The 19,995-nt window shown below is 42.2% G+C and carries 9 protein-coding genes; 2 read left to right on the forward strand and 7 right to left on the reverse strand.

The window, feature by feature from the left end:
• Positions 1-415: 415 nt before the first annotated feature.
• The 7 genes from ACE1AT_RS20405 to ACE1AT_RS20435 all read right to left on the reverse strand — a co-directional run bounded on the left by ACE1AT_RS20405 (position 416) and on the right by ACE1AT_RS20435 (position 9,300).
• Positions 416-1,402, reverse strand: coding sequence for a GntR family transcriptional regulator (locus ACE1AT_RS20405; protein ID WP_374871661.1), 987 nt, complete (start codon positions 1,400-1,402; stop codon positions 416-418).
• 223 nt (positions 1,403-1,625) lie between these two features.
• Positions 1,626-2,102, reverse strand: coding sequence for a hypothetical protein (locus ACE1AT_RS20410; RefSeq protein WP_374871615.1), 477 nt, complete (start codon positions 2,100-2,102; stop codon positions 1,626-1,628).
• A 68-nt stretch (positions 2,103-2,170) separates the two neighbouring features.
• Positions 2,171-5,317 carry an efflux RND transporter permease subunit gene (locus tag ACE1AT_RS20415; RefSeq protein ID WP_374871617.1) on the reverse strand — a complete coding sequence of 1,049 codons (3,147 nt, stop codon included), beginning with the start codon at positions 5,315-5,317 and terminating at the stop codon, positions 2,171-2,173.
• 71 nt (positions 5,318-5,388) lie between these two features.
• Positions 5,389-5,583: a hypothetical protein gene (locus ACE1AT_RS20420; protein WP_374871619.1), complete on the reverse strand. Its 195-nt coding sequence runs from the start codon at positions 5,581-5,583 to the stop codon at positions 5,389-5,391.
• Positions 5,584-5,590: 7 nt separating this feature from the next.
• Complete coding sequence (locus ACE1AT_RS20425) at positions 5,591-6,979, reverse strand: MFS transporter (protein WP_374871621.1); 1,389 nt, start codon at positions 6,977-6,979, stop codon at positions 5,591-5,593.
• Positions 6,980-7,111: 132 nt separating this feature from the next.
• Positions 7,112-8,476, reverse strand: a complete 1,365-nt coding sequence (locus ACE1AT_RS20430) for an efflux RND transporter periplasmic adaptor subunit (RefSeq protein ID WP_374871622.1) — start codon at positions 8,474-8,476, stop codon at positions 7,112-7,114.
• Between the two features lie 206 nt (positions 8,477-8,682).
• Positions 8,683-9,300, reverse strand: coding sequence for a TetR family transcriptional regulator C-terminal domain-containing protein (locus tag ACE1AT_RS20435; protein ID WP_374871624.1), 618 nt, complete (start codon positions 9,298-9,300; stop codon positions 8,683-8,685).
• A gap of 1,669 nt (positions 9,301-10,969) precedes the next feature.
• On the opposite strand from ACE1AT_RS20435, the gene ACE1AT_RS20440 reads away from it, so the two are divergent.
• Both ACE1AT_RS20440 and ACE1AT_RS20445 read left to right on the forward strand, forming a co-directional pair.
• Positions 10,970-17,917, forward strand: a complete 6,948-nt coding sequence (locus tag ACE1AT_RS20440) for an SDR family NAD(P)-dependent oxidoreductase (protein WP_374871626.1) — start codon at positions 10,970-10,972, stop codon at positions 17,915-17,917.
• Between the two features lie 189 nt (positions 17,918-18,106).
• Entirely contained in the window at positions 18,107-19,921 is a 1,815-nt protein-coding gene (locus ACE1AT_RS20445) for a tryptophan 7-halogenase (protein ID WP_374871663.1), read from the forward strand.
• Positions 19,922-19,995 lie beyond the last annotated feature (74 nt).

The raw sequence follows: 19,995 nt of genomic DNA on the forward strand, positions 1-19,995 counted from the left end.
CTTTTTTATGGTGTAAAAAAGCTGGAATTTGGATGTGGATAATTTATTTATTTTCTGGTTACTTGATTGTTCAAATTCTCATGAGCGCATTTTCTGTTTATGTAGTTTACCCATGCTACTTATTGAAGTGCGGAATGTGGGTTTTATCATTCTGTCAATGCGTAAGTCCTATTTACTTAAGGCGTTGCACATCTCGTGGGGTTAACGACGACAACTATCCTGTTAATCGACACTTTATCATTGTATTTTACGTCATTTTATTTGAGACGATAATTCCCTATCAATCAGGGTGTACTACTTTTACCTCTAACCCTCTCCGCACAAAGCTTTCAAGCTATTTCCCTTGCGAAATCTATTTTGAGACTAACGAAATTTAATTTGATACTCGACAATATTTAATCCACGATCCTTACCTTTAATTTTTGATTTGAGCAGCAACTAAGCGAGTTTTTAAAATAGAGAGGCTAGCTCTATTAACTATAAAATTAAAACTCACAACTATTTCTGGGTTTGGGCTGTTTTCACGCATGTAATTGAATACAGATTGAGAAGCACATATCATATCTATATGATTTAAAATTTCAGAATCTTGATAAATGCTTTCAATATCTACTAAGTGTAAATTTAAATGATAAATGCCAGACTGTTCTAGCATCTGCTTCATTTTTTCACTCTCAGATTTTTTTTGACTAATAAGCAATACATGGCAGCCATAACTTAGAGTTGAAATCTGTGTTATAAAGTGTACATCTGGTTCGTAATTTAATCCAATTACTTCATGTTTAGGATCTGAAATTTGAATCACATTATATGCATATTGAGTAGGCGTAATTACTAATTTAGATGCATAAAATTCTCTCAAAGCTAATGGTTGAGCAGTTTGCAAATCTTCTAGATACACCAGTGAAAGAGGATAATTTATTTCTGATTGAAGAGAGTGAAAATATAGCTCAGCTTCAGATTGTACAGATTCTACAAATACTATTTTTAAAGGAGCAACTTGTTTACGTTCATTTGAATTTACTGCTACAGCATAAGCAGTTAATCCAAAATCAAATGGGTTTAATCCCATCTGAGTTGCTATCAAAAAAGCTTGCTCTAGTAGTTTATAAAGAGAATCACGACTAATAGACGTTTGAACCAATTCACTTTCAGCCACAAAAGTTCCTCTTCCTCTTTTTGCTATTAGATATCCAGTATCTATTAATTCAGAATATACTAATGCAATAGTATTGTGATTTATGTTCAAATATTCTGCTAGCTGAACAACTGTTGGAAGGCTATCCCCAGGTCTTAAATATTCGATTGCTATCAACAGTTTAATCTGTTCAGCAACTTGAACATTTATTGGCAGAGGTGCATGAGTATCAATTGCAATAGGTAGTAGTCTGGGAGAGCGCATCACAATAAATAAAACTACAAGCTATGATTATTTATTGTAATTTATTTTTATTAGAATGACACTTATTATCAATGTCAAAATATCACGATTTCTATGAAAAAATAAATTTTTGAATATGACTTACTCATAATCTAAATAGAACATAGATACTTGAATTTTCTATTTACAAGTTTAGATGATTAGGCTAGCATAAGTTATGCATATGTTTGCAAATTTTCTGTGACTAAATTAATTTTCTATAGAATACATTAATTTTTTCTCCTTCTTGATAAATTACTTCAATTTGATTAATTTTTATGAATAATCTATGAATAGCTTCATGAAGATAAATTATCCATTTTTTTTGCCGTTTTAGATAAGAAAAAATCTGCAAATTATAGCAATATATCCTGAGAAAACTGTTTTGAGACCAAAAATAAGCATTAATATTACAACTCTTTAAAATTTCTCTTGTAGAGTTGTCTAATTCTGTCATAATCTGCTGATTAAGTGTTAGCGATAAATTACTAGTGTGCTCTAGTTTTAACTGTGCTAATTCTAAATTGTCTGCTGTGTTGTGCTTGCTTGTAGAATATAGTGTTTGCTGAGTAGATGCTCTAGGCTCAAGTAGCTTAACTCTCACAGTTTGCCTCCAGATATCTTGTTTGGTAGCACTTTCGGAGAGTGGCAGTGCTTTAGCTAGAGTAAAACTGCCTGCCACTGTTAACTTTGTAACTTTCAGTTAATCTAATAGCTGACCTATCAGAGTAGTCAAAGCAGAGTTTAGACTCAAATTTCTGCATCCAACTCTAACAGTTTGTTGTTCAAAGAACTGGTTTTAGAACGTCTACGTGTTAGCACCAAAAAGGCAGGAGGTATACAGTACAGGGACAATTGAGTAACACCAACCAAACCACCAATCATAACGATCGCAAAAGGTGGCCAAAAACCTGTACTATCAAAAAGCAAGGGAAAGAAACCACACATATCAGTAATAGTGGTAGAGATCATATGACGTGTGGAATGAACCACAACCTCACGCACTCCTTGGCGATCACCTTGTTGAGCTAGGGGATCTTCTAACAAAGCGGCTAAAACAACAGTGGCTTCATTGATTCCTATACCTATGAGTGCAATCGTGGCAAGAATGGGGTTAAATCCAAACGGATAACCAAAAACACTCAAAGAGCCTAACCCAAAACCCGCAGCAAGTATAGCAATTAATCCCAGAACTCCTGCTATGGCAAAAGAATTAAAAGCCAGCACCAATGTCCCCACCATCAGCACCAGCAACACGCTGACGGTAGATAAGAGATTAGTAACTGCTGTAGTTCTTGTTTCTGCCTCACCTCCCAAATCGAATGAGTAACCGGGAGGTAACTGAAAGTCACTGGCTGCTAAACGGTGTTGGAAATCTGCCAGAACTTTCGCTGGTAGAACCCCAGCTGTGAGCAATCCCTGTAATTTATTTACCCTTTGCCTGTTGCGTCGAAAGATAGTTGCCACATCAGGCATAAGTTGAACATCACCCACAGCCGAAAGCGGAATCCTAGCACGTTCTTGACCTGATGCTGGAGTGTTGTTTGATAGCAAATCTAAAGAAGAAATTTGATCCAAGTTACCACGCTTGGAATTTGACAAACGCACACGCACTGGCAGATTTTCGGTGTCTTCCAAAATCGAGCCACCCACAGCGCCCTCTAAGCTATTATCTAACTGCTGGGCGATCGCACTTTTCTCAAGTCCTGCTAATCTTGCTTCTTCCTCGTCAATTTTCAAACTTAGTTTCGGCAAAGCCTCAGCCAGAGTGGCGCGAGTGTGGAGTACATCAGGAACCTGATCTAATACTAAGCGCATTTGGTTTCCCAATTCCCGCAAGCGCTGCAAGTCAGGCCCGTAAAGCCGTAACTCAATTGGTGCCTCAAACGGTGGGCCTTGCTCTAGTTGTCGCGCCCAAACGATCGCTGAAGGAAATGCCTGATCCAACTCTTTTTGTAAAGTTTGAATCACTGGCAATGGTGATAGATTGGGTTTAAGTTGCACCAGACCTTGGGCATAATTAGACGAATTCTCGCGATTGTTGATGATGTTGTAGTAAATTTTCGGAGCACTTTTACCGATAAACCAATGAACATCACTTACTTCTGAGTGCCTTTGGATTAACTGCCGTGCTTGCAAAACAGTAGATTCGGTTTTTTCTAATGATGTTTGAATTGGTAGCTCTAACTCAATGTAAAACTGATCTCGACCTGAAGGTGGGAAAAACTCAATATTCAGATGGGGAGCTACAGCAAAACCAGCTATTGGTAAAATCAGAGACATACTTACTGCGATAACTGGTCTAGCAAGAGCTTTATCCAAAGTCCAGCGGTAAACTCGTGTGAGTTGGGGGTGAGAAAAGCCTGTCTCCCACCAAACATTCCGGCTAGAAGTATTACCTCTACCCCTATGTGTCCAATCATGTAACTTCCCTGCCACCGCAGGTAAAATAGTTAACGATGTGATTAAGGAAGCGATCAGCCCCAGAATTGAACTCAAGCCAATAGTACCAGTGAACTCCCCCACACCCCCAGGAGCTAAAGCAATTGGCAAGAAAGCCAAAACAGTGCTAGTAGTAGAACTCAGAAGTGGAACACCCAAGTGCTTGATGCTATCAGCGATCGCCTGTTCTGGAGTCATGCCTTCATGCAGGCGGACTTGCACTTCATCAACCACAGCAATGGAGTTATCAACCAGAAGACCCAAGGCAATAATTAGGCCTGTAATCGACATTTGATGCAATGGCACCTTTAATACTTGCATTGCGCCAAACACTATTAAAGATGACAGAGGCAAGGTGACAGCAACAACCAGCGCCGCTCTCCAACCCATCATAAAATAGAGGACAATCAGCGCTAGGACTGAACCCAGCAGTAATTCCCGCAGTACAACACCAATCCGGGCTGAGACATAACTGCTTTGGTCAAGGAGGACTTGTAAACCAATGTTACTTGGTAACTGGGCGCGGAATTTTTCTATGGTTTGATCGGCTGCATATTTCCAATCGTCAAGACGTTTCTCTGGTTCTACCAACACCTCTAAAGCGATCGCTGGCTGACCACTGACTAAAGCCAAACTCGCAAGCGGCTCAATTGTTGCTTTTTTAACTTGGGCAATATCACCCAAGCGAGTAAATTGACCTGAGTGACCAAAGCGAATAGGAATACGATTAATTCGCTCTAGTGAATCAAGTTCGTCTTCAACTTCAAATAACAGATCGTTATTTGAACTACGTAGCTGACCAGCTGCTACCTTGGCATCGCTTGAGAGAATTTGCTTTGATAATTCTGGCGCTGTCAGACCAAGGGAAGCTAAATCCGAGGGGCTGATCTCAACGATGATTTCTTCCTTGGGATCACCAAACATTTCAACTTTTGTTGTGCCTGGAATATAGCGTAGTTGGTCTTTAAGTTCCTCGCTCAAACGACGTAGAATTGTATAGTCTATCGATTGCTGGAGATTCCAGGTGAGGGCAACAATCAAAGCATTGGCTTTAATTTCTAATTTTTCAAACCTGGGTCGTGAGGCTTCTGATGGCAGTTGGGGAATTGCATCTGTAATGCGATTGCGTACACGTGACCAAACTTCGTCAGCATCTTTACCCTTGACTGTGTCTTTCAGTTCGATGGAGATAATTGAGAAACCTGGGCGTGAGGTAGATTCAAGATGCTTGATCTCTTCAATATCAGATAATTCTTCCTCGATTTTATCGGTAACAAGTGTCTCGACACGCTCAACAGTTGCTCCAGGAAAAGCAGTCTTAATTAAAGCGTTGCGCTGAGTTAATACAGGATCTTCAAGGCGGGGCATAGTCAGAAATGCAGAGAGTCCCCACACAACAATCAAGCAAATTGTCAGAAGTAGTAGTTGGACATTGCGGTAAAACAGAGTTGACATAATTCTGATGCCCTTTTTTAACAGTTAGAGACGCGATTATACTCTTACCTTGAAGCCGCTCTTACGAGCGTCTACGCGTCTGTACAGTTATCAATTTGGGTAACAGTTCGCATTGTTGGCGGGTTTAAATCTCGCGTCATATGCCTGATAACTGTGGCTAGTACTGTTTGCTGAATGGAATATGTGTAACCTAAGTTCGGGTTGGATTGTTTGACGCACCAGTCAGCGATCGCTTTCTCTAAAATTTCTCTAAAATAAATTTTCAATCATTCCTCAACTTGATTGAGTTTTGATATTTAGACCAATCAATGAGGTGAGCAAACCACCTGTAACCAGAAGTGCAAAAATTCTGTCGAAAGCATCAAGTAATTCACTCGCCGATGGTCTACCTAAAAGTGCAATCACAAGGGCGATTCCTAAAACAGATCCGATTTGACGAATTGCCTGGTTAATTGCACTCCCAACTGCAAAGCGATTTGGTGGAATACTATGTACCGCCGCACTACTAAGTATTGACAGCAGTAACCCGACTCCAATTCCAATTAAAATTGCTGATGGTAGCCAAATCGTCAAGAAAGATGGTGTTACCTGTGCTTGGCTGTACAATAACAATGCACCTAATGCAAAGATGATGCCACCAGGCACAATCAAAATCCGATGACCTCGTGCATCAGCAATCCGACCAGCAAATGGCGTCACCAAAGCAACCATCAGTGGTCCAGGAGTAATCGCTAGTCCAGCAGCAAAGGTCGAGTATCCCCAAACTTGAGTCAAAAACAGTACAAGTCCGAAAAACATAGCGTTAAAAGCCATGCCGAAAACTAGGGTTGCTAAATTGGCAAATCGGTAATTTGGGTCATTAAAGAGTTTCAAATCGAGTGCTGGAGATTTGACACGAGCCGAACGACGCAAAAACAAAATTAGCAGTATAATTCCAGCAACTAAAGTAATGATTGTCCGGTGATCGCTCCAACCCCACTCGTCACTTTGAACTATTCCTAAAGCTGCAAAAGCAACTCCAGCAATTGACAGTAGCACACCGATAATGTCTGGTACATCCTTGGTATCGGGATCGCGTGACTCCAACAGCAAGCGATTTCCCAGGATCATAGCCGTAGCACCGATGGGCAGATTTAAAAAGAATGCCCAACGCCAACCCCAAGTTTGCACGATTATCCCTCCCAAGGAGGGGCCTATTGCTGCTGCTAAACCACCGACTGCTCCCCACAAGGTAACTGCTGTTGCTCTCTTGTTCTTAGGAAATGCAGTAAGAATTAGCGCTAGTGAAGCAGGAGTGAGCATTGCACCACCAACAGCTTGAAAACCACGAGCCGCAATCAATAGCTCAGGGTTAGATGCCATACCACACAATACAGAAGCGACAGTAAACGTTGCTACACCCGAAAGAAATACTTTTCGCCGACCAATTCGATCTGCTAAACGTCCAGCTGGTACTAAAAGGGCAGCATATAGGACTGTGTATGCGTTGAGAACCCATGAAAGCTGTGCTGCGGAAACCCCAGAAAATGTACTCTGGATACTGGGGAAAGCGACAAATAGCACCGTTGCATCAAGGGAAGCCGCAAAAACGGCTAAGTTAGTTAGAGCTAGGATTTTCCATGCTCTCGAAAGAGTATTTGCTTTATCATTTTGAGCAAGCATTGTGGATTTTGGATTGGGGATTGGTGATCGGAGATTGGGGAAGGTAGGGGTCCCCTCTGGGGATAAGGGGTAATGGGGATTGGGAAGAGGCATGTTAAGTAGTTCTCCCTTGTCCTCCTTGTCTTCCTTGTCCTAAGAGTCTGCAATATGTACTAGTTGACCAGGTACAATTCGTTGTATTCCATCAATAATCACATTCTCAGCAGGCTGAATTGCTCCCCGGATTAGGACGCGATCGCCCTCGGTATGCACAACTTCCACGTCTCGACGTTCGACTCGATAAGGTTTTGTTGCATTCGCATTCACTAAGGATAAATTCTTTGGGGAATTTCCTGTCTCAGTTAAGGTATAACAAGACCACAAGCCACGTTTTCCTTGTACAAGTGCTGAGATTGGCAACCAGTATCCATTAGTTGAGATGGTTTGAGCAATTTTTAATCGCCCGATTTGTCCAGGTGCTACTGATTGCTTTGCCGACTGCTCTAATGTCAGAATGACGGTGCGAGTCCGGGTGGCTGGATCAATTTCTGGCAGAATAGATAATACCTTTGCCCCATATGTTGTTTCCCCAATTTGAACACTTTGCTTATTACCTACTTTGAGTTGGGAAAGTAATGATACAGGAATACCAATTTCTAATTCTGGTTTCACATCTTCCATCAGACGCAGCACTGGTTGACCTGCATTGACAACAGTTCCTTCGTCTAACCGTCGAGCTGCAATTACCCCAGCAAAAGGAGCTTTAATAGTACTTTTGGCTATGGTAATTTCGATGTCAGCAATGCTGGCTTCTAGTTGTTTGACTGCTGCTTTTTGAGCTGCTATTTGTTCTTTACGTGTTCCTGCCAATAACTCATTGAGATTACTTTTTGCTGCTGATAGACGTTCAAACAAGGCATTAGAATTAAAGGCTACTTCATCATATTGCTCTTTGGAGATTGCTCCTGTTTCGTACAGATACTTGCGTCGGGTACGTTTTAGATGTTCCAGTTTTAATTGTTCTTCTATTTCTTTGACTTGAGCATGAGCAGTTGCTATATCTTCGTTGCGAGGCCCAGTTTGTAATTCTTCCAATACAGCAACAGATCGGTCTTTTTGAGCAATTAACTCTTGACGTTTAGCTTCTAAGTTAGTGGTATCCAGCTTGGCTAAAGCAGTTCCAGTAGTAACCCGATTCCCCCGATCAACACCAAACCAAACTAGTTTCCCACCTCGCTCAAAGCCTAGTTCACTGGCTCGAACCGCCTCTACTTCTCCTGTGTAGGTTCGTGAGACTTGATAAGACTTTACTGGCTTGACTTTTGTAGTTTTGACACTCAGAAGACTGATATCTGCACTGCTTTTTACATTTTGGTTCTGCATTGAGAAGCGTGTGATGCCAAGAGTCAAGCCAGATAGCAAGAGGATACTGCCTATCAGGGTTAGTCTTCTGGTTGTTGACTTGAAGTGAGGTATTACCTGTTTAAACGCAAGCTCATCTGATGACTTTGTTTTCATGGCTCTTATCCTTCAAAAGCGATCGCAACATTGCATCGATTTACTACTTGCTTGCATTTGGAATGGGGCATATCTAGACCTCATTTACAAAGAATTACGTTGATTATGTTGCTGAAAACTTGCACTCATAAATTTTTTGACCTCTTTGAAGATTTTCTAAGTTTCAAAACAGCCAGACCAGTCGGTCTTTAAGAGATTAAAAAAATTTATATGTGTTCAATTTCGTTTTCTAGAGAAACAAGGCTTGTCAAGTACTGATTCAAATGCTCAATCGTTCTTTGCATATGAATACGCTTTCTGTAGAGTTGGCTCATCATCAACGCTCCTTCAAGGTTAGCAATAACAATGGTTGCAACTACATCTGGCTCGACTGTCTGAGAAATTTCACCTTCAGCAATTCCCTTTTCAATAATTTGACAAATAAGTTGTCGCCAACTGTTCATCGCCTCTTGTGTCTTTGCTCGTAAAACCGAATTTGTGTCGTCACTTTCAATTGCTGTATTCAAAATCGGACATCCACCCGGAATAAGTGGCTCACCAAGCACAAAACTTAGGTAGACAGAAGTGATGGCTTGTAGGCGTTCAATGGCGCAGGTTTTTCCTTTAACAGCATCAATAAAACGTTGATTGACAAGGTTAAAGGCAAGGTCTAAAGCGTGTAGTGCTAACTCTTCTTTACTTTGGAAATGGTTATAAATTCCTCCTTTTTGCAATCCTGTAGCCTGCATAATATCCGACATCGAAACACCACTATAACCCTTCTGGTTAAACAGTTCTGCTGCCTTTATGAGAATTTTTTCTCTGGTAATTTTTGCTTTGGACATTTGGCATCGTTACTTACAGACCGTTTGGTCTTTATCGATATTGCAATGTTATCAAAAGAAGTCTTGGATGACAAGAGGTAAAGCAATATATTTTTAGACGACTAATTTAGAAGACAGTCAGGACAAGGGGGACAAAGCGGACAAATGACTCTTGTCTATGGACTCTTTCAAGCTTTTCCCATAAGGGACTAGTTTGAAAATGGGTGTGGGGGTATAGGGGTGTAGGAGAAGTCCTATTTTCATGCAAGGCTTGTGAAATTTTTTCGTTGGGACTGCCTTCTGCCTTTCTTCTTTTACGAGATAGAAAATTCTAAAATAATAGTTAAATAATCAACAGATTTTCAAAAACTGCATTATTTATGATTGGCTGTTTTACTCTGCCAATGGTTATGCTTTTGATAAGGAGGTTTTTAATTATATTAACTTATTTACAAAATATGCACTGTATTAATGTGTTGTTAATGTTTATCTATTGATTTATCAATGTTTATTTCCTTTATGAATTGATTGCAAGCTACTTTTTTGAACAAACCGAGATATAAACATTGATTATTTATATATTTGCTTGAGTTGGTGGAATATCAGCAATTTTCGCTCATCAAAATAGCTTGATAGTCTACATCTCACAGGGAAATATAAAATTTAAACACGTAAGATTGAGATAATAATAGCAATTTCATGCAAACTGGCAAATGTGGAAAATTTGAGTAAACACTTTTTTAAGAAGAGGATAACTAGTACATCAATCATTACGGATATTAACTGACACAATTTCTTTAAAGTTCTGCTCTATAAGGCGTAGCTAGTTTAGATTTTACTCTAGGAAAGTTACAAATTTTACTTTTATATACTGTTTCGTTAGTATTTCAATACCTCTATGTTGGTATTGAGACCAAGGAACACCAAAATTTCACCTCCGGATATCAGAGCACCAGCAACAAATTTTAAGTATCAGCAGGAATGAACTATATTTCTTGGCTTTAGCAAAGAAAATGTGAGATTACTGTGATACCAAATCGCTGTAAATTTGCATTTACATAATAGACATCTCCATAAATTATGTTTTCATCTAGATAGGACAAGGGTTTCAGATTCTTTTTCGGAGATATCTAATTAGTCACAAGCAAAATTGAATTCTCAAGATTGCAGTCCATATTCCTGACAAAATAATCTAAGTGCAGCTTTATGGAAACTTGGTATTACTATTATTCGCACAATCTCTATTTCATCTTGCCCAATTTCAGCACTTCAACTGTCCAATTTTTGATTAATTTCCTGCTGCCTTTTTCGGGAGAAAATAACACAATACGTGTCAAAATGGACGTGTTGTAAATAATTTTTCCGATAATTACTTCCTTGATTTACTGACTTGTCAACAATGATGCAGATATGATCACAGTTGGGCAAGTTCAGATCTACTTGGCGCTTAATTTAGCTCCTCAAATTTGCCTATAAATAAGGGTTTTTGGGAATGTTTTCAAATTGAGGCAGCATCAGAGTTTGGTATTGAAATGATAGTAAATCAAGGGTTTGAATTACTTGTGTAAGAGTATTTTACAACTCTTTTCATTTTGCGCTGAGTCTATTATATCTCCTTTCTAGGTTAAGGTAATTTTCATTTTGGCAGGTTAAGTAATATTTTCCAAGTGAAGTTAAAGCAATTACTGATATGCACAGCACAGCATCTCACCCGAATGAAATTGCAGTCGTTGGCATGGGTTGTTGGTATCCTGGTGCCAATAATTTACAACAACTGTGGGAAAATATAGTGGCGAGGCGACAACAATTTAGGCGATCGCCAAATCAAAGATTACCTATTTCTGACTATTACGATCCAGATCCCGATGCGCCAGACAAGACATATGGCAGCCGTATGGCTGTGATTGATGGTTTTGAGTTTGACTGGGTCAAATGGCGCATTCCTAAAAGTGTAGTAGATTCTGCGGACATTGCTCAATGGCTAGCCTTGGAAGTTGCCATCCAAGCTGCGGAAGATGCTGGGTATAACCGTACAAACATTCCCACCGAACGCACAGGCGTATTGCTGGGCAACACACTGACAGGAGAATTTTCACGCTCCACCAGCATGAGAATGCGCTGGCCCTATGTCCGGCGTGCCTTGATTGCTACAGCCCAAGCACAGGAACTTCCACCATCAGCGATCAATTCCCTGGTGGAGACAATGGAAGCTTACTACAAATCTGTTTTCTCACCAATTACAGAAGACACCCTCGCAGGTAATCTCTCCAACACGATCGCAGGCAGAGTTTGCAACTTTTTTAATTTTCATGGTGGCGGTTACACAGTCGATGGAGCCTGTTCTTCTTCCCTCATTGCTGTAGCTAACGCTGCTACCGCTTTAATGAATCGTGACTTAGACCTCGCTTTTGCAGGCGGCGTAGATATCAGTCTCGACACATTTGAATTGATAGGGTTTGCCAAAACAGGCGCTCTGACTGGTACAGACATGAAAGTTTATGATCGCCGAGCCAGTGGCTTCATCCCTGGTGAAGGATGCGGTTTTGTAGTTCTCAAGCGCTTAGAAGATGCTCGCGCTGATGGCAACTATATATATGCAGTCTTAAAAGGCTGGGGAATTTCATCTGATGGTAAAGGCGGGATCACGGCTCCCAATCGTGAAGGACAAGCTGCGGCATTGCGTCGTGCTTATGATCGAGCTGGTTACAGTCCCCATACACTCAATTTTGTCGAAGGACATGGAACTGGAACAGTCGTAGGCGATCGCACAGAACTAGAAGGTATAGCCTTAGCCATGAGTTCTGATGGTGAACCCAATCCCCGCTCCTGTGGGATCACCTCCTTTAAATCCCTAGTTGGTCATACGAAAGCCGCAGCAGGTATTGGAGCTTTCATTAAATCAGTCATGGCTGTCAACCGCCGGGTGATTCCACCAGTAGCTGATTGCCAAGAACCCAACGTGGTATTTGAGACTTCCGCCCGTTCTCTTTACCCGATTTTGCAAGGAGAAGTTCGTCCTCAAACAGATATTCTGCGTGCTGGCGTCTCTGCTATGGGATTTGGCGGCATTAATTGCCATGTCACCCTTGAATCGGGCGATCCTCCAACAGAGAAACTGCAAACCTCCATTGAAGAACGATCTCTGCTAGTTTCCAATCAAGATACAGAGATTTTTGTCTTGAGTGCTGAATCAATTCCGGCTTTAATCGAACAAACGCGGACTTTGATCAATACCGCAGAAGGTTTGAGTTTAGCAGAACTAGTTGACCTGGCTGCACACCTGAGCCGCAATCTCCAGCCCCAACAGCCGATTCGGGCAGCTTTAATCGCAGGTAAGCCTGAGGAGTTAGTTAACCATCTGACTCTGTTAGAAAAATTGTTGCATGAAACACCCCCTAAAAAAGGAGAGTTAGTTACTAGCCCACAAAAAGAAGTGTGGGTAGGCAATAGTGTCCAACAAAACCAAATCGGTTTTCTCTTTCCTGGACAGGGTTCGCAGAAATTGAATATGGGTCGTTGGCTGGTAGAGCGTTATCCTTGGGCTAGAGAACTGGTAGAGCAAGCAGATATCTGGTTACGCGAGGCTGGTTTTGGTGGGGTGCGAGAGTCCATGTATCTGCCCCTAGACCGTGCTGTCAACCAAGAGCAAGTTGAAGAGTGGGCGAAAGCACTAGCACAAACAGCAGTTGCTCAACCTGCAATCTCTCTGACTTCATTGCTTTGGTTGCACTATCTTAAGCGTCTTGGGATCCAGCCCGTTGCTGTAGGTGGTCATAGCCTTGGCGAACTAACTGCTTTCCACGCCGCCGGAGCCTTTGACGAGAAATCACTTTTACGTCTAGCCGCAATTCGCGGACAGGCTATGTCTGCGACTGTGGAAGGCGAAAACCAAGGTGCAATGGCAAGTCTAGCTTGCTCTCAAGAAGTAGCAGAGAATATTCTCAAGCAAGTCAGTGGTTATGTGATTTTGGCTAACATCAATAGTCCAAAACAGATGGTCATCTCTGGTGAATCAGCTAGTGTGGAACAGGCGATTGCCCTAGCTCAAGCAACAGGAATTCGCACTCATCTACTACCAGTTTCCAACGCTTTCCATTCGCAATTAGTTGCAACCGCAGCTGAACATCTGAGAAAGCAAGAACTAATTCCAGAGCAGTTAGAACAAATCAACGTATCTTTATTATCAAGTGTAGACGGTCAGCAGCAAAACCAGGGGCTATCGTTACGCGAACACTTTGCCAATCAAATTCTGGCGCAGGTAGATTTTGTCTCACTAGTAAAAACACTGAATCAAACTTGTGATTTGTTTGTAGAAGTAGGACCTGGCAAAGTCCTTTCCGGTTTAGTCGGTGATATTAATCATACCAAGCAAGTATCTTGTTTTCCGCTTGAATCTAAACCCGGACTACACAAAGATTTGCATGTCATGCTGGCTGCGATATTTGTGCGTGGCAATGAAATAAAATGGGAAACTCTCTACGAAAATCGTCTTGTGCGTCCCTTTGTACCAGTATCAGCACGAGTATTCATTGAAAATCCCGTAGAGCGTCCATTCCAGATATCTGCCGACCAAATATCAAAAATCTCTCCTGCTTCTCTGGAGACATTACCCAGCCCAGAAAACCAAGTTCCTTGGGAAATCCTGTCTAATTACATTTCCCAACGAGGCAGGTTTTTAACAGAGGTAATCCGAGCAGACTTGCAAACTTTGTCCCATATTCCTAGCCAAACCAACGGTAATGGTTTTACTGCCGCTAATGGTTCTAGTAAAAATGGCTCCTCGAAGAATGGTTTCTCTAGTCCAAATAATGGTTCTTCACGAACTCCTAGTTTGGCAAAAGTTTCGTTAGAGACGCAAATTGAAATCCCTGAAATTGCTCAAACACATATCAATGGCAATCAAACTAGTAGTGTAGAAAACTTTCTTGTAGACTTTATTGTCAAACAAACAGGTTTCCCACCACAAAGCGTCACACCAAACATTAGACTCCTCGATGATCTCAACCTTGATTCTATTAAAGCAGGGGAATTAATTGCTGCTGCCACCCAACAATTTGGTGTTGCGGGTAAGATTGATCCTGCGTCTATGGCTAATGCCACAATTCAAGAGATTGCTGAGGCAATTCGGCTAGTTATCCCAGAAAGCAATTCTCAGCCAGAAATAGCTGAAATACTTCCAACCCATAGCCTTGCTACTAATGGCAATCAAACTAGTAGTGTAGAAAACTTTCTGGTGGACTTTATTGTTAAACAAACAGGTTTTCCGCCACAAAGCGTCACGCCCAACATTAGACTCCTCGATGATCTCAACCTTGATTCTATTAAAGCAGGAGAATTAATTGCTGCTACCACCCAACAATTTGGTGTTGCGGGTAAGGTTGATCCTGCGTCTATGGCTAATGCCACAATTCAAGAGATTGCTGAGGCGATTCGGCTAGTTATGCCACAAAGCAGTAATGGAACAAATGGAGTGAAAAGTTCCACAAATGGCTCTCAGCTACACGCTCGCAGGCAGACTGAATTATCAACGCAAACACCAGAGCGCGATCGCAAACCACGAGTACGTGACTACATAGTTAGAACCATTGCAGAGGCATCTACACCAGTTGCTTTTGGGAAGCATCCTGATGAAAACTGGCAAACTGCTAACGTCGTTATTCTCTGTGAAACCACTGAAACTGCTATAGCCGAAGCGTTGTGTAAGAAACTACGTAACCAAGGCGCTCAAGCCCAAATCTTATCCTTTGCGACAGCACAGACTCAAGCAGTCATTGATAAAAGTGAGTTTACTCATTTTATTGCTGTACTTCCGCAAAAACCGAGTAGTGGGTTATCACCAGACACTCTTTTACTCAACATGATTGAGCGGTTACGCAGCATAGCCACCCCGCCGCTAGCCTCTCAAGCATCCCGCACCCATACAACAGTGGCGTATATTCAATTTGGTGGTGGACATTTCGGTACACAGCCACCACTTGCAGATATCGAGCAATGCTGTGCGATCGGTTTTGCATCCAGTCTGCATTTAGAACGCCCTGATCTCAAAGTACGAGTCATTGATTTTTCTACCAAACTTAGTCCCAGCAAGATCGCGAAATGTGTAACAAAAGAGCTTGCTACCTCTCATTTTTACTTAGCTGCGGGTTATGATGCAACCTTGAAGCGTTATGTTCCGCGTCCTCAAGTGCAAGAACCAGCCGAGTATGAAGAACGAAATATTACCTGGTCTTCTAAAGATGTGATTCTTGTTACTGGTGGTGCTAAGGGTATTACTGCGGAATGTGCCTTAGCTTTGGCGAAGAAAACAGGGGTACGCATGGCTCTAGTTGGTCGTTCGCCACTCCCAGACAAACATACTGTTGGTTCTGGGAATGCAGAGGTGATGCGGACTCTCGAACGCTTTAGTGCTGAAGGATTAACCTGTCTTTGCTACAGTTGCGATGTTGCTGATCCCGAATCTTTGAGGGCTGTCCTGCGACACATTCGCCAGGATCTTGGCGAGATTACTGGAATCATTCACGGAGCCGCCCTCAATTGGCCGAGACTGATTGAGCAAGTCTCAACAGAAGCAGCATTTGATGAAATTAAGCCCAAGCTTAAAGGCATACTCAATTTATGTCAGGAATTTGCCGAAACGCCTTTGAAGCTCTTTGCTGGTTTCTCATCCGTGATTGGTATTACGGGAATGCAGCGTAATGCTTGGTACGGTTTCTCCAATGAAGCTTTAGATTTGATTTTGCGCCGTTTCCAAGCTCAACACCCAGAAACTGCGGTTGTTTCAATGGCATTTAGTGTCTGGGAAGAAGTTGGTATGGGGGCGCGGATGGGTAGTGTTCGCAGCCTGAATAAAATGGGAATTAAGGCGATCCCCAAAGATGCAGGTGTAGATCGGTTCTTGCATCTAATCGAGAACGAAGCTGCTGATATGCGAGTAGTGGTTGCTGCTCCTATGCAAGCTCTTTCTGCCTTTGAAACCAGTGGCTTTGATACTTGGTTCCCAGAAAGGTGTTTACCACCCCAAGAGTCAAAATTCTTAGAACGGGTGCTGCTGTGTGAACCTGGTGTGGAAATGGTTGCACGGGCGCACTTGAGCTTAGAGCGAGATTCTTACCTTCTCGATCATCTCTATAAAGGTTCATACCTGTTTCCCACGGTTTTCGGCTTAGAGGCTATGGCTCAAGCAGTTGCCTATGTTACGGATAAGAATACTCTACCAACTCTAGAAATTGCAGATATTCGCTTAGAGCGCCCAATTGTCGTTGATCCAGAAAAAGGGCTGGATATCGAAATTCATGCAGAGGTACTTGAGCGAGAGTCTAAAAATGCTCCCCAGGAGGTGTGTGTAACTATTAAGACTGAAAAAACAGGATTCAATATTAGCCACTTTTCTGCCACTTTTGTTCTCGGTACGCAGAAGACTCCTGCTATAGAGTCGGTCGAACTTCCATCTACAGCGTTAGATATTCGACCTCAAGAGGATCTCTATAGTTGGTTGCTGTTCCAGGGGCCGCGTTTCCAACGCTTGCAGGAAATTTACACACTAGATGCTGAAAAATGTGTCTTTCGCACTCAGAGAAACTTTAGTTTCTCCTCTGTTCAAGCAGATCATGCAGATCGCTCAGAAGGGCCATTCCTACTCGGAGATCCTTATTACAGAGACTCATTACTCCAAGCTGGACAACTGTTGATCCCACAGGATAATTGTCTACCTGTACTGATTGAACGGATCGAAATCTACCAGCCAGAAAGTGAGTTGAATGATTCCTGTATCTGTATCACCGTACCCCAGGGTCAGTCAGGGAAGCAATTCCGTAATAGTGTACTTGTCGTGACTGAAGATGGGCGTGTTGTGGAAAAACTGAGTGGATACGAAGCACGGTTACTAGAACACCGTAAAGATAATCCTACGGTGGAGGAACTGGCTGATCCCCAACGCAGAGATGAAGCGATACTGCACCAAAAAATCAGCGATCGCGCCCATTCTTTTGGAGTTAGCGCCCCTGAGATTTCCCTTGCTTATCTGCCTGAAATCAGTACTCTCTCACCAGGCGAACGTCACACTCAGGAGTTGCCTTTATTCTATCAGGCTCTCGGTAAACTACTAAACTCAGATGTTTCTCAAACACAAATTAACTGGAGTGCATCTGGAAAACCAATGGTTGATGGAGTCGGAATGGAGGGAGTAGAAGTTTCTCTTTCTCACGATCAGCGGGTCTGTCTGTGTGTAGCCGGACAAGGATCTCAAGGTTGCGACATTGAGCCTGTAAGTCATCGTAGCCAGCAGGATTGGAATGCATTACTCAGTGAGGCGCGACAACCGTTAATGCAACAACTGCTGCTGCGTTCTGATGACTCAGGGGATTTGGCTGGAATGCGAATTTGGACGGCTGTAGAAGCCCTGCGTAAAGCAACTGGAGCCAAGGACATCAGCTTAAGAATTGCCCATATTGAAGGAGACAGCGTACTGTTCCGTGATATGTCTGCTGGTAGTCAACTTAAAGTTCTGACTTTCCCTATGCAGTTGACACGAGGTTCACAAAGGATGATTGCATTAGTTGTCCAGGATGCTAAACCACTATCAACAAATGGCATTTTTACAGAGAAAGGAGGTAATGAATTAACTTTTCTGAGGACATGAGTCTAAGTACAGATTTGTGTAAAAAGTAGTGAAATGAGACGCAAAGGAACGCAGAGTTTTAGTGTAGAAGTTTCGCTATGAATTTACGCAATGTTGTGCTAAGTTCACTTGATTTAGCTAAAGGTTATGGCTGTTGACCAGAAGTTGTTTGATGAACCCCAAATTTTAACTACACAAAAGCCAATGTTGATGAACAATACTCAATCCCAAGTTTACGATGTTGTGATTATGGGTGCTGGCATGGCAGGAATTTGCCAAGCTCGCCATCTGCTACTCAATATTCCTAACATCAAGATTGCCTTAGTCGATCCCCGCCCAGAAGAACGGGCGGATAAGGATATGAAAGTAGGTGAATCAACTGTCGAAATTTCCACCCTGATGATTTGTAAGGAGTTGGGGCTTTATGATTACATGATTGAAAATCACCCACCCAAGTTTGGCTTAAACTTTCATTGGCCTAAAGATCCAGCCAAAACAGAAAATACAGACGACTATTTTCATCTCTGGGCTACCCGTCAACCTCCTCTTGCTTCTGTTCTGATTAATCGCCCCAAATTTGAGCGCGATGTCCTGAAAATGAATAAGGAGATGGGCGTAGAATTTTACAACGGTCGAGTTGTTGATGTTGACCTCACCTCTGGCGATGAGTTGAATAGTATACAGGTTAAAGTAGGTGATCAGCAGCTGGAACTAAAGACCAAACATGTTATTGATGCAGCTGGTCGCAAATTTATCATCGGCCGCAAGACAGATAATTTAGTCTTTGGCCCAGAGAATCTTTACGGTGTGAATAATGGTTCAGCATGGATGCGAGTCAGAAACGTCGATCGCACTATTTTCCATAATGGTTATGACCCTGACAATGCTACATGCAGCCATTACTATGCAACTAATCACTGGATGGGACATGGACATTGGGTGTGGATGATCCCGACGGATACCGAAAGCATGGAATTGTCCATCGGCTTAGTCCACCATAATGACATTATCCCTGGCCAAAGCGTTAATACCAAAGATAAGTTCTCTGCTTTTCTAGAGGCTAATCACAATGTTGTCTACCAATTGCTCAAGAGTGGGGAGGAAGTAGATTTCCATTATCTGCCCAGGCTAGCACATAAGAGTAAGCAGATGTACTCCAGAGATAACTGGTATGTCATTGGTGATGCAGCAGCCATGTTTGATCCCTTTTACTCGATGGGAATGACAATGATGTCCTTTCAAATCGAGAACGTCACGGAAATCATCCGGGCAAAATTTGCAGGCGAGGCTGATGTAGAGAAGAAGCGCATTGTTTACAACAACTTTGCTGTCAACATGATTGCTCGCAATAATCACCTCGTCAGCCACCATGAAAAACAACTTGGTAACGCCAGCATCATGAGTTGGCGGATCTTCCTCGAAAATATGTGGTGGTTCGGGGTGCTGATCCCGATGTATATCGGCAAATGGCATTTAGATTTGCCATTCCTCCACAAGTTCGGCAAACAAGGACGTGGTGCAGTCGTCGCTGAAACCTTGGAAGAAGCATATAAGCTTTTTGACAAGCTGTTGGAAAAGAAGCAGAATCTGGGATTTATGTACACCCATCGTACGGATGAATTACCTTTTGGGTATTCAATTACTAAGGATGTTAGTAAGTACATAGGTCTGAGTAAATACGAGCCTAAACACTGCAATATCTATGCTGAGATGAGAAATACTTATTTCTTCGTTGCTTTATGGTATCTGAAGTTGCTGTGGAAAGGATTTGGTTTACCAGGTTTGTTAGCACCGAAAAATGTCAAACGAGTTTTAACCTTGCTGAAAATATCTGCTCAATCTTATGTAGATGAGTTGATTTTTGACTACCAAACCAGAAATATTCCCACTAACAGCACAGTTGCCAAGCAAAGAGAAGAGTTTAAGACTTATCAAACCCGAACTGAACTCCAGCCTTGGCAGAATTTGGCAACCGTAGATGCAAATGATATCAAGTTGCCAGAGCTAGTGGAAGTTGGCAGTTAAATTCAGCTTTCGATTTAGGGGTTGGGGATGCGGCTAAATACTTTACCTATTGAAATCACCACCCCGCTCACACA

The organism is Pelatocladus sp. BLCC-F211 (assembly GCF_041928655.1).
GTDB lineage: Bacteria > Cyanobacteriota > Cyanobacteriia > Cyanobacteriales > Nostocaceae > Pelatocladus.

Bases quoted from the DNA above. Each gene is read 5' to 3' on its own strand.
- ACE1AT_RS20445 (WP_374871663.1), top strand. From the start codon at position 18,107: ATGAACAATACTCAATCCCAAGTTTACGATGTTGTGATTATGGGTGCT.
- ACE1AT_RS20435 (WP_374871624.1), bottom strand. From the start codon at position 9,300: ATGTCCAAAGCAAAAATTACCAGAGAAAAAATTCTCATAAAGGCAGCA.
- ACE1AT_RS20440 (WP_374871626.1), top strand. From the start codon at position 10,970: ATGCACAGCACAGCATCTCACCCGAATGAAATTGCAGTCGTTGGCATG.
- ACE1AT_RS20430 (WP_374871622.1), bottom strand. From the start codon at position 8,476: ATGAAAACAAAGTCATCAGATGAGCTTGCGTTTAAACAGGTAATACCT.
- ACE1AT_RS20405 (WP_374871661.1), bottom strand. From the start codon at position 1,402: ATGCGCTCTCCCAGACTACTACCTATTGCAATTGATACTCATGCACCT.
- ACE1AT_RS20415 (WP_374871617.1), bottom strand. From the start codon at position 5,317: ATGTCAACTCTGTTTTACCGCAATGTCCAACTACTACTTCTGACAATT.
- ACE1AT_RS20425 (WP_374871621.1), bottom strand. From the start codon at position 6,979: ATGCTTGCTCAAAATGATAAAGCAAATACTCTTTCGAGAGCATGGAAA.